Origin of the sequence: Streptomyces zaomyceticus, assembly GCF_014656215.1 — a bacterium.
In the GTDB taxonomy this organism is placed as follows: Bacteria; Actinomycetota; Actinomycetes; order Streptomycetales; family Streptomycetaceae; genus Streptomyces; species Streptomyces zaomyceticus.
In genome coordinates this window covers 108,075-126,139 of the sequence record NZ_BNBZ01000018.1, presented here as the reverse complement: position 1 = coordinate 126,139, position 18,065 = coordinate 108,075, and the positions used below count along the sequence as shown (strand labels likewise).

11 protein-coding genes are annotated in these 18,065 nt (G+C 70.0%); 3 read left to right on the top strand and 8 right to left on the bottom strand.

The features are described from left to right. Positions 1–109: 109 nt before the first annotated feature. From IE311_RS23105 to IE311_RS23085, 5 genes are all read right to left on the bottom strand, one after another. A complete protein-coding gene (locus IE311_RS23105) occupies positions 110–1,087 on the bottom strand; it encodes a zf-HC2 domain-containing protein (RefSeq protein WP_189833692.1) in 978 nt (325 codons plus the stop codon). After that, positions 1,084–1,794, bottom strand: coding sequence for an RNA polymerase sigma factor SigM (sigM, locus tag IE311_RS23100; RefSeq protein WP_189833691.1), 711 nt, complete (start codon positions 1,792–1,794; stop codon positions 1,084–1,086). The genes IE311_RS23105 and sigM overlap by 4 nt, the downstream gene beginning before the upstream one ends. 107 nt (positions 1,795–1,901) lie before the next feature. Continuing rightward, a complete protein-coding gene (locus IE311_RS23095) occupies positions 1,902–3,626 on the bottom strand; it encodes a protein kinase family protein (protein WP_189833690.1) in 1,725 nt (574 codons plus the stop codon). A 119-nt stretch (positions 3,627–3,745) separates the two neighbouring features. Then, the gene (gene murJ, locus IE311_RS23090; RefSeq protein ID WP_189833689.1) at positions 3,746–5,968 is read right to left on the bottom strand and encodes a murein biosynthesis integral membrane protein MurJ; all 2,223 of its coding nucleotides are present in this window, start codon (positions 5,966–5,968) and stop codon (positions 3,746–3,748) included. A gap of 45 nt (positions 5,969–6,013) precedes the next feature. Next, complete coding sequence (locus IE311_RS23085) at positions 6,014–8,392, bottom strand: DUF6049 family protein (RefSeq protein WP_189833688.1); 2,379 nt, start codon at positions 8,390–8,392, stop codon at positions 6,014–6,016. A 212-nt stretch (positions 8,393–8,604) separates the two neighbouring features. Between IE311_RS23085 and IE311_RS23080 the strand changes: the two genes are divergently transcribed. Continuing rightward, positions 8,605–10,071 (top strand): CCA tRNA nucleotidyltransferase, encoded by a 1,467-nt coding sequence (locus IE311_RS23080; protein ID WP_189833687.1) that lies wholly within the window; start codon positions 8,605–8,607, stop codon positions 10,069–10,071. 81 nt (positions 10,072–10,152) lie between these two features. Here the strand turns inward: IE311_RS23080 and IE311_RS23075 are convergent, their stop codons facing one another. The 3 genes from IE311_RS23075 to IE311_RS23065 form a co-directional block, all read right to left on the bottom strand. Further along, entirely contained in the window at positions 10,153–11,412 is a 1,260-nt protein-coding gene (locus tag IE311_RS23075) for an MFS transporter (protein WP_189833686.1), read from the bottom strand. Between the two features lie 75 nt (positions 11,413–11,487). Next, positions 11,488–12,570 (bottom strand): inositol-3-phosphate synthase, encoded by a 1,083-nt coding sequence (locus IE311_RS23070; RefSeq protein ID WP_189833685.1) that lies wholly within the window; start codon positions 12,568–12,570, stop codon positions 11,488–11,490. A gap of 48 nt (positions 12,571–12,618) precedes the next feature. Beyond that, positions 12,619–13,299, bottom strand: a complete 681-nt coding sequence (locus IE311_RS23065) for a PadR family transcriptional regulator (RefSeq protein WP_189833684.1) — start codon at positions 13,297–13,299, stop codon at positions 12,619–12,621. Positions 13,300–13,670: 371 nt separating this feature from the next. Here IE311_RS23065 and IE311_RS23060 point away from each other — a divergent pair, with 371 nt between their 5' ends. After that, a complete protein-coding gene (locus tag IE311_RS23060) occupies positions 13,671–16,430 on the top strand; it encodes a transglycosylase domain-containing protein (RefSeq protein ID WP_189833683.1) in 2,760 nt (919 codons plus the stop codon). 112 nt (positions 16,431–16,542) lie between these two features. Then, the gene (locus tag IE311_RS23055) at positions 16,543–18,060 is read left to right on the top strand and encodes a glycosyltransferase family 87 protein (RefSeq protein WP_189833682.1); all 1,518 of its coding nucleotides are present in this window, start codon (positions 16,543–16,545) and stop codon (positions 18,058–18,060) included. The last annotated feature ends 5 nt before the right edge of the window (positions 18,061–18,065 follow it).

Below are 18,065 nucleotides of genomic sequence, written 5' to 3'. Positions count from 1 at the left end.
CTGCCTACGGGGGCGGTCGCCTCGGCCACTCTCACCCCACCCAACGGATCCTAAGGGGCGTACATTCCCGAGACCGCCGCGCGGCACCGTGGCCGGACGGGAAGAGGGATCAGGAGCGGGGGTATGTCTCACTGAACAGGAGCTCGGCGGCCGGGCTTCCGCTCCCGGTGGTCCGGTCCGCGCAGGAGGCATCCAGGACGTAGGCCTGGACCCGGGTGCTGTCCGCGGGATCCGTGAGGACCAGCAGATACGCGGGCGCTCCCCGGTATTCGCCCTTCTCCTGGCCGAGGACCGCGTCGGTGCGGCCCGTGCCGGCCAGGACGCAGCCGGGCACGGCTCCGTCCCTGTTCCGCTCGGGGGCCGCGGTGCGGGCTTCCGAGGACATCGATTCCGGTCCGATTCCCTGGGGCGTCGTGGTGCCGCCGCCCTCGGCGAGGAGGGCCTGGACCCGGTCCTCGACCGGAGCACCGGAGAAGGGGCTCAAGGCCGCTCCGGCGACGGTGTCGGCCTTCTTCGTATCGGCCGCGTCACCCCCGGCGGTCAGGTTGCCCGCCTGGCTGAGGTACAGGCTCGTCCCGAGGACCACGGCTCCGAAGGCGGCGCCGAGCGTGGAGAGCAGGGCGATCCGACGGCGTCGCGGCTTCCTGCTCCGTCCGGGGCCGGTGCCGGGGCCGGTGGCGGCGGGGCGTCCGGCCGGGCGGTCCGTGCCGGGGCGGTCCACTGCCGGGCGTTCCACCGCCGCGCCGGGAGCCTGGGAGGGCGCCGGTTCCGACGGGGTGCGCGATGTTTCACGTGAAACAGGGGCGTCCTCGGTCGGCGTGGTGGCGTTGAGGAGGGCTTCGGCGGCAAGGGCGGCGTCGATCCGGCCGGCGATCTCCGCGGGCATACGGGGCGGCCCGGGGAGGGTGCCGAGCAGACCGCGGATCTCCTCCAGGGAGGACCGCACGTCCGCGCAGAGGGGACAGCCGTCCAGATGCCGGCGGACGGCGGCGGAGCGGGTCGGTGAGAGGAGCCCCTCGGTCAGATCGGAGATTTCCGAGACGTCCGGGTGCTGTGTGGTGTTGGCCCTGCCGGCCGTGGAAGTCACGTGCGCCCACCTCCGCCCTTCACAGCAGCTGGATCAGTCGGTCCGGTTTCCGTAGGCCCCGGCACCGGTGGGACGGATGTCCCCGGCGTCCGGTTCCTTCCCCCCTCGGGGGCCTCGTTACCCACAGTGTCGGCGCGCAGATGAGTGACCATCGGAACCAGTCGTGCCCGTCCGCGCGCGCAGCGGCTCTTCACCGTGCCGGTGGGAACGCCGAGGATACGGGCCGCCTCCGCGACCGGGTATCCCTGCATGTCGACCAGGACGAGGGCGGCGCGCTGGTCCGGGGGCAGTGTGGCGAGCGCGGCCAGCAGCTCCCGGTGGAGGTCCTGACGCTCGGCGGGGGCCTCGGCCGACTCGGCCGGTTCGAGGAGCTGCTCGAACCGGGCGGGGTCGTCGACGGACGAGGTCTTGCGGGAGGCGGTCTTGCGGGCGCGGTCGATACAGGCGTTCACCGTGATGCGGTGCAGCCAGGTTGTGACGGCCGACTGGCCACGGAAGGTATGGGCGGCCCGGAAGGCCGAGAGCAGGGCGTCCTGGACGGCGTCAGCGGCCTCCTCGCGGTCCCCCAGGGTGCGCAGGGCCACGGCCCACAGCCGGTCGCGGTGTCGCCGTACGAGCTCACCGAAGGCGTCGGGGTCCCCGGCGACATGGCGTGCCAGCAGGTCGTCGTCCGTCGCGGTCCGGGGATCGTCAGCCGCTGGTGCCAAGGTTCCCCTCCTCGATCGGCAGCCGTGCAGGCATTCAATCCGGTCCGTGCCCGGAAGTAAATGAGCGCCGAGCTGGGCTCGGCGCTCATGGACGGGTGTGGTCGTGCCTAGGGGGTGGTCCCCTCGAAGGAGACGTTCGTGATGGCCTGCTTGAAGCCGGCCCCGAAGAAGTCGTCCCCGCCGGAGTACGGCGCGGAGGTCATCCACAGAAGCACGTAGCGGGTCTTGACCGGGGTCTTGGTCTCCGGCTTCGCCGTCGAGTCCGAGGTCTCGACCGTGGCGATCTTCTTCATGGAGTCAGGGGTCCCGGAGGGCGCCAGCGAGTCCGTCGCGTACAGGGTGACGGACGTGTGCGGGCCGCCGTAGCGGAGAGCTATGGACGCCGACGAGACGTTCCGCTCGCTGCCCAGGTCGTAGACGATCCCGACGCCCTGCTTGTACGGCGCCAGGACGGGGCCGCCGACGAAGGTCTTGGTGCGCCAGTACGAGGAGCTGTCGCTGTCGTAGGTGTTGCGGACACCTTCGGGGTTCTGCGGCAGCCCGTCGGGTGCGTACTCCTCGGCGGACTCGATCGCGAGCGGCTTGGGCGGCTCGGGCTTCTCGTCGTCGATCGTCGGAGACGTGTTCGGAGGCTTGGGGGCGTTGTCCTGGCCCAGGAGCCGGTCCGCGATCTGCCAGCTGCCGAGTCCCAGGGCGGCGATCAGCAGGGCGGAGACGGCCCACTTCAGTGCCTTGCCGGTGCGGCTCTGCAGCGGGGGCGGCGGGACGACCACCGGCTGGGTGGCCGACGGACGGGGCTGGGGGCGCCCGTACGTGCCCTGCTGGTAGGTCGTGCGCTGGTAGTCGGGCGGGGAGGCGAACTCGGGCTCCGGCGGCTTCACACGGGGCATCGCGGCCACGGCCTTGGCCAGCTCGTCCGGCGTGGTGCAGGGCGGCTCCTGGCGCGAGGCGGTGGCCCCGTCGTTGGCCAGGGCGCGCATGGCGATCTCGGAGAGACCCCGGTGGACGCCGGCGCGGACCTGGTCGGGCGGGAGCAGGCCGACACCCTTGGGCAGGCCGGAGAGCCCGTACGCGTCGCTGTCGTACGGCCAGCGCTGGGTCAGCGCGGCGTACAGGAGCGCGCCGATGGCCTCGGTGTCGTTGCGCTGCGGTCGTTCGGCGGTGATGCCGCGCAGGGCTGCGTTCACCGCGAGTCCGCGGATCCGGTACTGGCCGGTGGAGCTGCGCAGGACGGCGCTCGGCGTGAGCCGCAGGTGGGCGAGGCCTTCGCGGTGGGCGGCGGCCATGGCCTGGGAGACCTGGCTGACGAGCTGGTAGGCGTCGTGGGGCTCCAGCGGACCGGCCGCGAGCAGCGTGGTCAGCTCGGTGGAGTCGGGCAGCCACTCGTGCACGACGTACACGAGGTCGTTCTCCTCGACGGCGTCGAGGACCTGCACGAAGCGGGGGTCGCCGAGGAGGGCCGAGGAACGGGCCGCGGCCAGGACCGAGCGGGCCCTGGGGTGATCGGCGGGCAGCAGATGCACCCCGACGGCACGCCGCAGTTTCTCGTCGACGGCGCGCCAGCTGCTGAATCCGTCCAGACGGGTGACGCACTCCTCCAGCCGGTAGCGCCTGGCCAGCTTGTGACCGCTGTGCAGCTCCGGAGCCGTGATGGAGGGCTGTTCGCCGCTCTGTCGTTCGACCGCCTTCTTCTCCGTGGCCTCGGCGGAGTTCTCCGCCGTCTTCTGCTTGTCCGCCACCCCGTCGGTCGCGGCCGTGTCCGCCTTGGCGGTCAGCGGGTCGTCACCGCTGTTGTCGGCCACGTCGACGGCAGCCGTGCTACGTTCCGCCACCGTCGTTCCCTGCCTCCCCATCCGTTGCGCCACATCCAACAGCCAAGCCAATTGTGCCCACAGTTGGACGCTATGCACGACACGCGGTTGCCCCCGATGGTTGTGCGGGCCCCGTCGGTTCAGCGTCCCAGACGTCCGCGCACCATACCGACCAGGGTGTTCAGCTCGGTGATCCGCATGCGCTTGGCCGCGACGAAGAAGACTCCGAGGAGCACCGCACCGCCGACGAACAGGGCGACGAGCGAGCCCAACGCCCCCTCGCCGAGGAGCTTCAGCAGGCCGAATCCGACGGCGCCGGAGACGATGGCGGCAGGGACGGAGGCCATGCAGAGGCGGGCGTAGGTCCGCATCACCTGGGTGCCGTCCAGGTCGCCGCCGAGCCGCTTGCGGAGGCGGCGCCAGGCGATGCCGACACCGACGGCGTAGGCGAGCCCGTACGAGGCGGCCATGCCGACGACGGCCCACTGGGCGGGCAGGACGACGTAACAGACCGCCGACGCGGCCGCGTTGACGGCGGCGACGATGACCGTGTTGTAGAAGGGCGTCCGGGTGTCCTCGTAGGCGTAGAAGCCGCGGAGCACGACGTACTGCACGGAGTAGGGGATCAGTCCGAGGCCGAAGGCCATCAGGATGAAGCCCATCCCCTGGGCGGCCTCGATGCCGCTGGAGGCGTAGAGCAGGGTGCACATCGGGACGCCGAGCGCCAGAAAGGCGAAGGAGACCGGGACGATCGCGACGGCCGAGTTGCGCAGTCCCTGCGAGATGTCGTCCCGGACGGCGCCGGGGTCGTTGTCGTGGGCGGCGCGGGAGATGCGCGGCAGCAGGGCGGCCATCACGGAGACCGTGATGATGGCCTGCGGCATGCCCCAGATCAGCTGGGCGTTCGAGTAGGCGAGGAAGCCCGCACCGTTCTTCCCGGACTCCTCACCGGCGGCCGTGGCGAGCTGGGTGACGACCAGGACGCCCGCCTGGTTGGCGAGGACGAAGAGCACGGTCCACTTGGCGAGCTTGACCGTCTTGCCGAGCCCGTGGCCCTTCCAGTCGAAGCGCGGGCGGAAGCGGAAGCCCGTCTCGCGCAGATACGGGATCATCGCCAGGGCCTGGACCACGAGTCCGAGCAGGGTGCCGATGCCGAGCAGGCGGATGCCGTCGTCGGGGATGGTCTGTACACCCATGTGGGACTCGGCGGAGGTGCCGTAGACCCAGATGAACAGACCGAAGGTGACGATCATGACGATGTTGTTGAGGACCGGGGTCCACATCATCGCGCCGAACTTGCCGCGTGCGTTGAGGATCTGACCCATCACCACATGCACACCCATGAAGAAGATCGTGGGCAGGCAGTAGCGGGCGAAGGTCACGGCCACGCTGTTGGCCGCGGCGTCGTCGGCGATGGTGTTCGACATCAGCCGGATGAGCAACGGTGCCGCGAAGACGGCCAGCACCACGATCGCGCCGAGCGCCACCATCACCAGCGTGAGCAGGCGGTTGGCGTAGGCCTCGCCACCGTCCTCGTCGTTCTTCATCGAGCGGACGAGCTGGGGGACGAAGACCGAGTTGAGGCCGCCGCCGACGGTGAGGATGTAGATCATCGTCGGCAGGGTGTAGGCGATCGTGAAGGTGTCGCCCAGCAGGGCGGCGCCGAGCGCACCGGTGATCACCAGGCTGCGGACGAAGCCGGTGAGCCGGGACACCAGAGTGCCGGCCGCCATCACCGCGCTCGACTTCAGCAGCCCGGAGGCGCGGCCGGACTTCTTGGGGGCGGGGGCGGGCATGGGGTCCGGCTCCGGGGCGGGCGGGGGCACCTGGCCGGGCGTCTGCTGGTCCCGGTAGAGGTGCGCGAAGGCGTCCGGCTCGGGCTGCTCCTCGCCGGCCCGGGTCACGAGGTCGTCGACGCCGGTGAACTGGACCGTGCGCGCGTCGTCGCCGTAGGGCAGGTGACGCGAGGGGCCCTCGGGCTCCGGCGCCGGGGTCTGTGCCCACACCCGGGGGTCGGGAGCGTGCTGGGGGGCGGCAGGCTGCTGGTAGAGCGGCTGCGGCTCCTGGTACGTGCCGGGCGGGGGCGGCGGGTGGGCGGCGCGGTCGTAGAGCGCCTCCGTCACCGGGTCCTGCGCGGACAGGTCCTGGGCGCGGTACGGGTCGTGGGCGAAGGCGTCCTGGACGTAGGGGTCCTGGGCGTACGGGTTCTGGGCGTAGGGATCCTGCCCCTGCGGGCCAGGGGCGCCCTGGTGCGGGGGCGGCACCGGCGGGTAGCCGGAGCCGGGGGGTGCCGCGGGCGTCCCACCGGACGGCGCGGTGCCGCCCGCACCCTGGCCGCGGTCACCGTCGTACGGCGCGTTCATGGTTACCCCACCTCATCGTCCCCGGCCGACCGGCCACGGCATCGCTCAACGGTCCACTTTCTCACCCGGGCCCGACGGGCCGCCGCTTTCGGGACCGGTGTCCGGTGCCAGGTCACTCGGCTGCTCGGGTTCGTCCGCGTCGAGTCGCTCCGAGGGTGCCTCCACGGTCTCCGGCGCCGTCTCCGCCTCCGCGTCCGCTCCCGGCTCGGGGTCCGTCCCCTCGGGCCCGGCGGCAGCCTCGGCCGCGGCGTTGCGTGCCGCCACCCGCTTGCGCTGGCTGTACATCCGGACACCGGCCAGGACGAGCAGCAGGACGCCGCCGGCGATCACGAGCATCACCGTGGCGGTGATCTCGGAGACCTTCACGGTGAAGGTCATCGGCTGGCCGTACGGGGTGCCGTCCTCGGTGTACAGCTGGGCCGTCATCGGCACCTGGCCGTTGACATTGGCGGAGGCGGTGAACTTCACCGACTGGCTGTGGCCGCCGCTGATCTTCACGGGCAGCTCCGCGACCCCGTCGCCGTTCAGCTTCAGCCGGTGCTTGTTGTCGGAGGTGAGCCGCAGCACGAGGTGGACGTCCTGCAACAGCTTGTTCTGGACGGTCACGGGGATCGTCGCGCTGCGGCCGGAGAGGGTGAGGTCGGACTTGTCGACCAGCTGGACCCCCTCCGTGAGGTTCTGCAGATACTCCAGGACGTTGATTCGGTAGAGCGCGGCGGCCCTGGCCTGCCCACGCCACGAGGTCGACATCTCGCGGCTGATCGCGTTGCCGAACGGGGTCACCACACGGTCCTGGGCCGTGAGGATGATCTTGAAGTCGTCCAGCTCGTCGCGGGTGGTCTTCATGTCGCGGAAGGCCTGGACCGGAAGCTCACTGTCGCGCAGCTTCTTCGGGTACCGGGAGCTGCTGGGCACCGTCGTGGAGGCGTCGGGGTCCGGCTTGGCCGCGGCCGCCGCCAGGAGGTCGCTGGGCTGGCTCCAGCGCTTGGCGGAGAGCCCGCGCAGGGCGGTCGCCATGGTCTGCGCCTGGGAGATGCTCGGGACCCGCTGCGGGGCGACCACGATGCTGCGCTGGTCCTCCGGCTGCTCCAGGGTGATCGCGAGGGACTGCGCGAGGAATTCCTGGACCGCGAGCGTGGAGTTCTCCGCGCGGACCATGTCCCCTTCGAAGGCGGTGGACAGGAGCGCGTCACTCACCACGGCCGTCGTGCTGCCGTCGCCGAAGGGGCGGGCCGCGGTCGGTGTGTAGGAGAGATCGTCGCGGACGCTGTCGCTGCGGGCGATCACCTTGTCGGCACCGGCCGAGGTCGCCACCGCCAGGATCGACTGGTCGACGGCACCGTTGGCGGGCCAGGCGAAGTCGGTGGAGGGCTGGACGTGGAGGACGGTCTCGACCGTCGTTCCGGCGAGGGCGGTCGCCGACTGGAGGTGTCCCAGCGAACCGGGTACGTCCTTGCCCCGGTGGGCCAGGGAGGCGACGTCGGGGTCCGCGAAGGGAAGGGCGACGACCTTGTGCCCCTGGACGGCCTTCTCCAGCGCGCCCAGCCACCGCTCGGCGACGGCCTGGTTCTTGCCGGGGACGTGCAGGGTGCCGTCCTTGACCTGGTAGCCGTTCGCCATGGCGTCGACGGAGGCCAGCAGGTCCGGATCGACGACCCAGGTGACCGGCAGGTCCTTGCCCAGCGAGACCAGCTGGTCGAGACGCCCGCCGGGCTTCAGCTCGGTCGCCAGGGCGTCGTCCTCGAAGACCGGGGTCTGCTGGTCGTCGGTGGCCGTCTCGGCCGAGACGTGCGCCGAGGAGATCAGCGGCCAGAGGTAGGTGAGCTGGGTCTTCTTCTCGGTGGCCTCGGGCTGGTACGGCACGAAGGTCCGCTCGATGCCGAGCACCCGGTCGTAGCGACGGTCCGAGGTCTGCCCGGTGAGGGAGACGCCCAGCTGGTAGACGCCGGCCTCGTCGAGGCCGAGCTCGGAGACCGGTACGGAGAGGGAGAAGTCCGCACTGAGCCCGGCGCCCAGCCGGGGGATCTTGATCTCGGGGGTGTCCTGGAGGGGGGCCGGGTCGCTGTCGCCGCGGTAGCCGGTGCGTCCCGCCACCCGCTCGATCTCGCTGCGGCTCGTCATCCGGGGCCCGACGCTCAGCTCGACGGTCGCGTCGGTCACCGTCTTCTTGCTCCGGTTGGTGACCGTCCCCGTGACGGTGACGGTGTCCCCTTCGACGGGGGCGCTCGGAGCCAGCGTGTCGAGAGACACATCGACGGTCTTCGAACCGGTGGCGTCCTCGGCCGCCGACGCCTGGGAGGTCGCTGCCGGGGCCTGGAGCAGCCCGGCGAGGAGCGGTGCCCCGACGGCGACGGTGATCGTGCGCCGCAGCCATCGGCGGGCAGGTGAGGGACCGGTCCCCTGGATGTCTGCCGCCTCGGCCACGCGTTCGCCCGTCCTCGTCGTTGTCTCTGATGCCGGTGGTGTGGGTGGTTCCCGGTTGCTGTGTCCAGGCATGGTAACGAGGCACGCTGGGAGCAAGTGCCGGGGACTGCTCCAGCCGATCTTCGACGGGCCCCGTCCGGTGGCTCCCGAGGCCCGGTGCCCGGGAAAAACGGGGACGTCGCCACGGGCCGGGGCACGTACCCTTTTCTGTTGTGCCGAACGCCAACGAAGACACCCCGACTGCACTGAGCCAGGTGCAACGCCGCGCGGTCAGTGAACTGCTGCGTGTGTCCCCTGTCGCCGACGACCTCGCCCGCCGTTTCCAGGAGGCCGGGTTCAGCCTCGCGCTGGTCGGCGGCTCGGTTCGGGACGCGTTGCTCGGCCGGCTCGGCAACGACCTGGATTTCACCACCGACGCCCGCCCCGAGGACGTACTGAAGATCGTCCGACCCTGGGCCGACGCCGTGTGGGAGGTGGGCATCGCCTTCGGGACGGTCGGCTGCCAGAAGGACGCCCGCGTCGGAGACGTCGATCAGCGCTTTGAGATCGAGGTCACCACGTACCGCTCGGAGGCGTACGACCGGACCTCGCGCAAGCCCGAGGTCTCCTACGGCGACTCCATCGACGAGGACCTCGTCCGGCGTGACTTCACCGTCAACGCCATGGCCGTGGCGCTCCCCGAGAAGGAGTTCATCGACCCGTACGGCGGCCTTGAGGACCTCGCCGCCCGGGTGCTGCGTACGCCGGGCACGCCGGAGGACTCCTTCTCCGACGACCCGCTGCGCATGATGCGGGCCGCGCGCTTCGCGGCCCAGCTGGACTTCGAGGTCGCCCCCGAGGTCGTCACGGCGATGAAGGAGATGTCCGGCCGGATCGAGATCGTCTCCGCCGAGCGGGTCCGTGAGGAACTCAACAAGCTGCTGCTCTCCGCCCACCCCAGAAAGGGCCTCGGGCTCCTGGTGGACACCGGTCTCGCCGACCATGTGCTTCCCGAGCTGCCCGCCCTGCGGCTGGAGAGCGACGAGCACCACCGCCACAAGGACGTCTACGAGCACTCGCTGACCGTGCTCGACCAGGCCATCGACCTGGAGGAAGACGGCCCCGACCTGGTGCTGCGCCTCGCGGCCCTGCTCCACGACATCGGAAAGCCGCGCACCCGTCGCTTCGAGAAGGACGGCCGGGTCTCCTTCCACCACCACGAGGTGGTGGGCGCGAAGATGACCAAGAAGCGCATGATCGCGCTGAAGTACTCCAACGAGATGGTCAAGGACGTCTCGCGGCTCGTGGAACTGCACCTCCGCTTCCACGGCTACGGGACCGGCGAATGGACCGACTCGGCCGTGCGTCGGTACGTCCGCGATGCCGGACCGATGCTCTCGCGGCTCCACAAGCTGACCCGCTCGGACTGCACCACCCGCAACAAGCGGAAGGCGAGCGCGCTCTCCCGTGCCTACGACGGCCTGGAGGACCGCATCGCCGTGCTCCAGGAGCAGGAGGAGCTCGACGCGATCCGCCCCGACCTCGACGGCAACCAGATCCAGGAGATCCTGGGTATCGGCCCCGGGCCCGCCATCGGTCAGGCGTACAAGTTCCTGCTGGAGCTCCGGCTGGAGAACGGGCCGATGGAGCACGAACAGGCCGTCGCGGCGCTCAAGGAGTGGTGGGACACGCGGAGCTGATCCGCGTCCGGGCTCGTCGATGTTTCACGTGAAACAACGGCGAGCCCGAGAACTGTGAGGGGTGATGTTTCACGTGAAACATCACCCCTCCGTGCGTTCGCCCCGCAGTGCCAGCGCGATCGCCGCATAGATCACGGACACCAGGCCGACCAGCAGGGCGGAGCGGCCGTCCGGCGGCAGCATCAGCGCCGCCACCCCCGCCGCAGCCACGAAGGCCACGTTGAACACCACGTCGTACAGCGCGAAGACCCGGCCTCGGTACGAGTCGTCCACGGAGGTCTGCACCACCGTGTCCGTCGCGATCTTGGCCCCCTGGGTGATGAGCCCGAGGACGAAGGCGGCGACGAGGAAGGGGGCGGGGGTGAAGGTCAGACCCAGTGTCGGTACGAGGACGGCGGCCGTGGCCGCGCACACCGTCATCCAGCCGAAGGGGCCGAGCCGGCCCACCGCCCAGGGGGAGAGGACGGCCGCCGCGAAGAAGCCCGCGCCCGAGGCGGCGACGGCGAGTCCGAGGAGCCCGAGGCCTTCGGACTCCGTGGCGCTCCATGCGTAGCGGCAGAGCATGAGCACGGTGACGAGCAGCGCGCCGTAACAGAAGCGCAGGAGGCCCACGGCGATGAGGGCCCGGGCGGCCGGCCGTCGCTCGCCCAGGTGTCGCAGCCCCGCGGCCAGCCCACGGGCCGTGGAGGTGAGCGCCGGGAGGAGGCGCTGCGGCACCGGTCCCGGATCGGGCCCGAGGAGCTCCCGGGACATCCGCAGGGAGGCGAGGGCGGCGCAGAAGTAGAGGACGGCTCCGAAGGCCACGACGGCCGCGTCGGACTTGTCGGCGATCAGCCGGACGCCGAACGCGAGACCGCCGCCCAGGGTCGCGGCGAGGGTGCCGGCGGTGGGGGAGAGCGAGTTCGCCACCACCAGCCGTTCGGCGTCGACGACGCGCGGGAGGGAGGCCGAGAGTCCCGCGAGGACGAAGCGGTTGACGGCCGTGACGGAGAGCGCGGAGGCGTAGAAGAGCCACTCGGGGACGGAGACGAGGACGAGTACGGCGGTGCCGCCGGCGAGCAGGGCGCGCAGGAGGTTGCCGTACAGGAAGACCTGGCGTCGCTGCCAGCGGTCGAGGAGCACGCCGGCGAAGGGCCCGATGATCGAGTACGGGAGCAGCAGGACGGCCATGGCGGAGGCGATGGCGATCGGGGAGGTCTGCTTCTCGGGGGAGAAGACGACGTACGTGGCCAGGGCCACCTGGTAGACGCCGTCGGCGCACTGGGAGAGCAGCCGTACGGCGAGCAGGCGGCGGAAGTTCGTCAGGCGCAGGAGTACGCGCAGATCACGTACGACGGACATGGCAGCAAGACTCACATACGAAGAGGGCCCCCGGGCAGTGCCGCGGGGACCCTCGATCGACAAGCGTGCGGCGCTTTAGCGCTCGACCTCACCCTTGATGAACTTCTCGACGTTGGCCAGGGCCTCGTCGTCGAAGTACTGCACCGGCGGGGACTTCATGAAGTACGAGGACGCGGAGAGGATCGGGCCGCCGATGCCGCGGTCCTTGGCGATCTTCGCGGCGCGCAGGGCGTCGATGATGACACCTGCCGAGTTCGGGGAGTCCCACACCTCGAGCTTGTACTCAAGGTTCAGCGGAACATCGCCGAAGGCGCGGCCCTCGAGGCGCACGTACGCCCACTTGCGGTCGTCCAGCCAGGCCACGTAGTCCGACGGACCGATGTGGACGTTCTTCTCGCCCAGCTCGCGGTCGGGGATCTGCGAGGTGACGGCCTGCGTCTTGGAGATCTTCTTGGACTCCAGGCGCTCGCGCTCGAGCATGTTCTTGAAGTCCATGTTGCCGCCGACGTTGAGCTGCATCGTGCGCTCAAGACGGACACCGCGGTCCTCGAACAGCTTCGCCATCACGCGGTGCGTGATGGTCGCGCCGACCTGCGACTTGATGTCGTCGCCGACGATCGGGACGCCCGCCTCGGTGAACTTGTCCGCCCACTCCTTGGTGCCGGCGATGAAGACCGGAAGGGCGTTGACGAAGGCGACCTTGGCGTCGATGGCGGCCTGGGCGTAGAACTTCGCAGCGGCCTCGGAGCCCACCGGCAGGTAGCAGACGAGGACGTCGACCTGGCGGTCCTTGAGGATCTGGACGACGTCGACGGGCTCCTCGGCGGACTCCTCGATGGTCTGGCGGTAGTACTTGCCGAGACCGTCGAGCGTGTGACCGCGCTGGACCGTGACGCCCGCGTTCGGGACGTCGCAGATCTTGATGGTGTTGTTCTCGCTGGCGCCGATGGCGTCCGAGAGGTCGAGGCCGACCTTCTTCGCGTCGACGTCGAACGCGGCGACGAACTCGACGTCACCGACGTGGTAGTCGCCGAACTGGACGTGCATCAGGCCGGGCACCTTGGCCGCCGGGTCGGCGTCCTTGTAGTACTCGACGCCCTGCACCAGCGAGGCGGCGCAGTTGCCCACGCCGACGATGGCTACGCGAACCGAACCCATTCCGGTTGCTCCCTGTTAGATCGTGGAAGCCCTGCTGTGCGCAGGGTTTCACTTGGCGGTGTCGTCGGACGGATCCGGCCGGGTACTGCCCCCGTGCCGGGGCAGGCCGCCCGTCTCTCCAGAATCGTTGTCGTGCAGAGCGGGGGCGTCGGGGCCGGATCGTTGATCCCGCCCTGCCCGCTCGCTCTCGATGAGCTCGTTCAGCCAGCGCACTTCGCGCTCCACGGACTCCATACCGTGGCGCTGCAGCTCAAGCGTGTAGTCGTCGAGGCGCTCGCGGGTCCGTGCCAGGGAGGCGCGCATCTTCTCCAGACGCTCCTCCAGCCGGCTGCGGCGGCCCTCGAGGACGCGCATCCGCACCTCGCGCTCGGTCTGCCCGAAGAAGGCGAAGCGTGCGGCGAAGTGCTCGTCCTCCCAGGCGTCCGGGCCGGTGTGGGAGAGGAGCTCCTCGAAGTGCTCCTTACCCGCGGCCGTCAACCGGTAGACGATCTTGGCTCGGCGTCCTGCGAGTGAAGCGGCCAGGGCCTCCTCGGGAGCACTGCCCGGTTCCTCGATCAACCAGCCGTTGGCGACCAGCGTCTTGAGGCAGGGATACAGCGTTCCGTAGCTGAAGGCCCGGAAGACGCCCAGCGAGGTGTTGAGGCGCTTCCGCAGCTCGTACCCGTGCATCGGAGCCTCGCGCAGCAGGCCGAGAACGGCGAACTCGAGGATGCCGGAGCGTCTGCTCATTCGTCGCCTCCTCCTCCGCCTTCGGGGCTCTTATGCCGTGCTGATGTATCGACTCGATACATCAGCACGATAGAACGGCCTCCCTGTCTCGACAAGTGGGACCGCCGTGACCGGCGTCACATCGTCAATTCACAGCGATCGACTTGCCTGATTTGGGGTGAACTCCGGCTCTCTGTGGGTTTTGGCCGTGCGTAGTCTGTGCGGCATGCAGAACACCGGGAACCGAGCGATGCCGTGGGGCGTCAGTGCTCCGGGTGACCGGCTGCGGACGGAGGGACCTCCGATGGGGTTCCGGACGTGCGCATTTCGGGGGGACCGGAACTCAACTGCCGCTTCCAGGCGTAAGTGCCTGCCCGAGGAGTAGTCGTTCGATGAGCGAGCATCGTCGCAAAATGCCGCCGCAGCAGCCGCCGACGGGCGGTCGCGCGGCGGCACGGCGCGCTGCCCAGCAGCCGGTGGGCCGCAGGTCGGCCCCGGCCCAGGATGTCGGTACGGGGGCCCCGTCGGCCTCGTACGGGCCCGCTGCCTCCCACGGGGAGGAACAGCGTCCCTATGGGGGCCGCGCGGAGGCCCGGAGGGCCGCCCAGCGCGGCAGCCGCCGGAAGGGGGCCGAAGCCGGTCCCGGAGGCCCTGGTGGCCCCGGGGGCGGACGGCGTGGCGGCGGCGGTGGAGGCCGTGGCAGCGGTCCCGGGCGTGGCCCCGGCGGTCGGCCGCCGGGCAAGAAGCGGGCGATCGACTACCCGAGGTACGGCAAGTACGGCTGGCGTCGCTGGATGCCGTCGTGGAAGCTCGTGACGGGCACGTTCCTGTTCTTCGCGGCGAGCCTGATGGGCGCGGCCACTTTCGCGTACTCGCAGGTGGAGATCCCCAATGAGGCTCTGACCGCGAAGTCGCAGAACAACATCTACTACTGGGCCGACGGGACCCGGATGGTCGCGACGGGCAGCGGCACGAACCGTCAGATCGTCCCGTTCGCGAAGATCCCGAAGGCCATGCAGAACGCGGTGATCTCGGCCGAGAACAAGACGTTCTGGGACGACTCCGGGATCGACCCCATGGGTATCGGCCGCGCCGTGTGGAACATGGCCAAGGGCGGCGAGACCCAGGGTGGCTCGACGATCACCCAGCAGTACGTGAAGAACAACCGCCTTGACGACCAGTCGCAGACCCTCAGCCGGAAGGTGAAGGAACTCTTCATCTCCATGAAGGTCGGCGGCGAGGTCGACAAGGAAGAAATCATGGCCGGCTATCTGAACACCGCGTACTACGGGCGCGGAGCCTACGGTGTTCAGGCGGCGGCCCGCGCCTACTTCAACACGGACGCCGAGAAGCTCAACCCCAGCCAGTCGGCGCTGCTCGCCGCGGTCCTCAAGGGCGCGACGTACTACGACCCCGCCGGCTACCCCGAGATCGACTCCGAGGCCACGCCCGAGAAGAACACGGACCGTGCCACCAAGCGGTGGAAGTGGATCCTCGACGAGATGACGAACGACGGGCACCTCCAGGCCGAGGAGCGTGCGAAGTACACGACGTTCCCCAAGGTCGAGGGCCCCAAGAAGAGCGCCAACCTGAGCGGTCAGATCGGTTATCTGGTCACCACCGCCAAGGCGAACGTCAAGGCCCAGTTCGGCATCACCGAGCAGGACCTGGAGCGGGGCGGGTACGAGATCTTCACCACCTTCGACAAGAAGAAGGTGAACGCTCTCGAGAAGTCGGTCACGAAGATCCTGGACGAGTACATCGACCCGAAGAAGCGCCCGAAGACGGACACGAACGTGCAGTTCGGCGGCGCCTCCGTCGACACGGCGACCGGCAAGATCGTCGCCCTCTACGGTGGTGTCGACGCGACCAAGCACTTCCGGAGCAACGCCGACAACACCGGCGCCCAGGTCGGTTCGACGTTCAAGCCCTTCGTGCTCGCCGCCGCGATGGCGGACGGCGTCCGGGACAAGGATCTGGGCGAGACCCAGGACGCGTCCACCCGCACGATCGTCGACCCGGACAAGAGCCGCTACTCCGGCAAGAACAAGCTGACGATCCGCAAGTACAACGGCGACATCTGGCACAACGAGAAGGGCGAGGAGTGGCGCCAGACCAATGACGACGACGCGAGCTACAAGGACATGACCCTGCGCAGGGCCATGGTCAAGTCGGCGAACTCGCCGTACGTGCAGCTCGGCATGGACGTCGGCATCGACAAGGTCCGTGACGCCGCCATCAACGCGGGCCTGCGCCCCGACTCGCTCGTCCAGGGCGAGGTGCCCTCCTTCTCCCTCGGTATCTCCAGCCCCAGTGCCATCCGCATGGCCGGCGCCTACGCCACCTTCGCCAACCAGGGCAAGCAGAACGACCCCTACTCGGTGGAGATGGTGAAGAAGGAGGGGGTCGTCTACAAGAAGCACGAGGAGAAGACGAAGAACGCCTTCACCCCCGCCGTCGCCAACAACGTCACCGACGTCCTCCGGTCCGTCGTGGACGACGACGAGGGCACCGGCAAGAAGGCGCGGATCCCGGGCCGCCAGGTGGCCGGCAAGACCGGTACGACCGACGGCAACAAGTCGGCCTGGTTCGTGGGTTACACCCCGCAGCTGTCGACCGCGATCGACATGTACCGCTTCGACGACGACGAGACGAAGAAGGGGCGCCAGTTCGAGAAGATGTTCGGCACGGGTGACCAGCCGAAGATCCACGGTTCTTCGTTCCCGTCCCGGATCTGGCAGGACTACATGTCCGGGGCCGTGGAGAGCTACCCGGTCAAGAGCTTCCCGGAGCCGGAGAAGCTGGAGGGCGCCGAGCCCGTCTTCGGCGGTGGCGCCAACAGCCCGACGCCGACGCCGACGGCCACGCCGACGCCGACCGAGACCACGGCGACGCCGACGACGACTCCCCCGACCACGCCGACGACGACTCCCCCGCCGACCAAGACGCCGAAGCCGGGCAAGACGACCTGTGGCGTGTGGGACTGGGACTGCAACAACACCGGGGAACCGGGCAACCCCGGTGGCAACACCGGGCAGCCCACCACCACGCCACCCACCACCGGCACCGCGTCGCCGACCGGCACACCGACGGACGACAACGGGCCCGGCGGCGGGAACGGCCGGCCCAACGACGGGACCTGGGTTCCCTGATCCTCGGCCGGGGCACTTCCCCGAGGGCCGTCGCGTCCGCTCCGTACCTTCCGTACGGGCCGGCCGCGGCGGCCCTCGCCGTTTTCCCGGAGACGTACGGCAGGATGTCCCCATGCCGAGCCTCCAGAAGACGAGCGCGCCGCAGGACCGGCCGAAGGGCCGCTCGCAGACGGTCATCCCCACCCACCGGGACAAGGTGGCCGCCGCGGGCAGCGAGCTGATCGGCGGCCCCTACGGCCGCAGGGCGGTGACCGGCACCGGCCAGCTGACGCCGGTGCGGGTGATCGCCCTCGTGGCCATCGGCATGTTCGCCCTCGGCATGGTGCAGAAGCTGCCCTGTTACAACTGGGCCTGGTTCCGCGGCACGACCTCGCAGTACACCCACGCGTGCTACTCCGACATCCCGCATCTGTTCTCCGGGCGGGGCTTCGCCGACGGCCTGGTGCCCTACTTCGACCGGCTGGGCGGCGACATACCGTTCCTGGAGTACCCGGTCCTGACCGGTCTCTTCATGGAGGTCGCGGCCTGGCTGACGCCGGGCGGCGGCGACACCATGCAGCAGGAGCAGGCTTTCTGGCTGGCCAACGCCGGTCTGCTGATGGTCTGCGCGGCCGTCCTCGCGGTCTGTGTGGCCCGGACACACCGTCTGCGTCCCTGGGACGGGCTGCTCGTCGCCCTGGCGCCCTCGATCGCGCTGACCGCCACGATCAACTGGGACATACTGGCCGTCGCGCTGACCGCCGCCGCGATGCTGATGTGGTCGCGCGAGCGTCCGCTGGCCTTCGGAATCCTGCTCGGCCTCGCCACCGCCGCCAAGCTCTACCCGGTCCTGCTCCTCTGCCCGTTGCTGCTGCTCTGCTGGCGGGCCGGGAAGTGGCGGGAGTACGGCACCGCCGTCCTCGGCTTCGCCGGTTCCTGGCTGGTGGTGAACCTGCCCGTGATGCTGCTGGCCCCCGAGGGATGGAAGCAGTTCTACCTCTTCAGCATGCGCAGGAACGTCGACTTCGGCTCGGTGTGGCTGCTGATCAGCCAGCGGACGGGCGACTCGATCCAGCCGGACCGGGCGAACCTCTACGCGCTGCTGCTGATGCTGGTGGCGGTCGCCGGACTCGCCCACCTGGCGTTCACGGCGCCCCGCAGGCCCCGCTTCGCGCAGCTGGCGTTCCTGATCGTCGCCGCGTTCGTGCTGACCAACAAGGTCTACTCACCGCAGTACGTCCTGTGGCTGGTGCCGCTGGCGGCGCTCGCCCGGCCGCGCTGGCGCGACTTCCTCGTCTGGCAGGCCTGCGAGGTCACGTACTTCGTGGGCGTCTGGATGTACCTGGCGTTCACGACCAGCGGCAACAGCAAGCAGGGACTGCCGGTGGACGGCTACCAGTTCGCGATCGTGCTGCACCTGCTCGGCACCCTGTACCTGTGCGCGATGGTCGTACGGGACATCCTGGCGCCCGAGAAGGATCCGGTACGGCAGGACGGCGCGGACGACCCCTCGGGGGGCGTCCTGGACGGCGCGGAGGACGTCTTCGTGGCGGGCAGGGCCGCCCATCCGGCCCGGCACGCGGCCCCGGCGGCCGAGGACGGCCCGCGGGTGGAATGGGGAACCCCCGGGGACCAGGGTCCCCGGGGGTGAGCGGT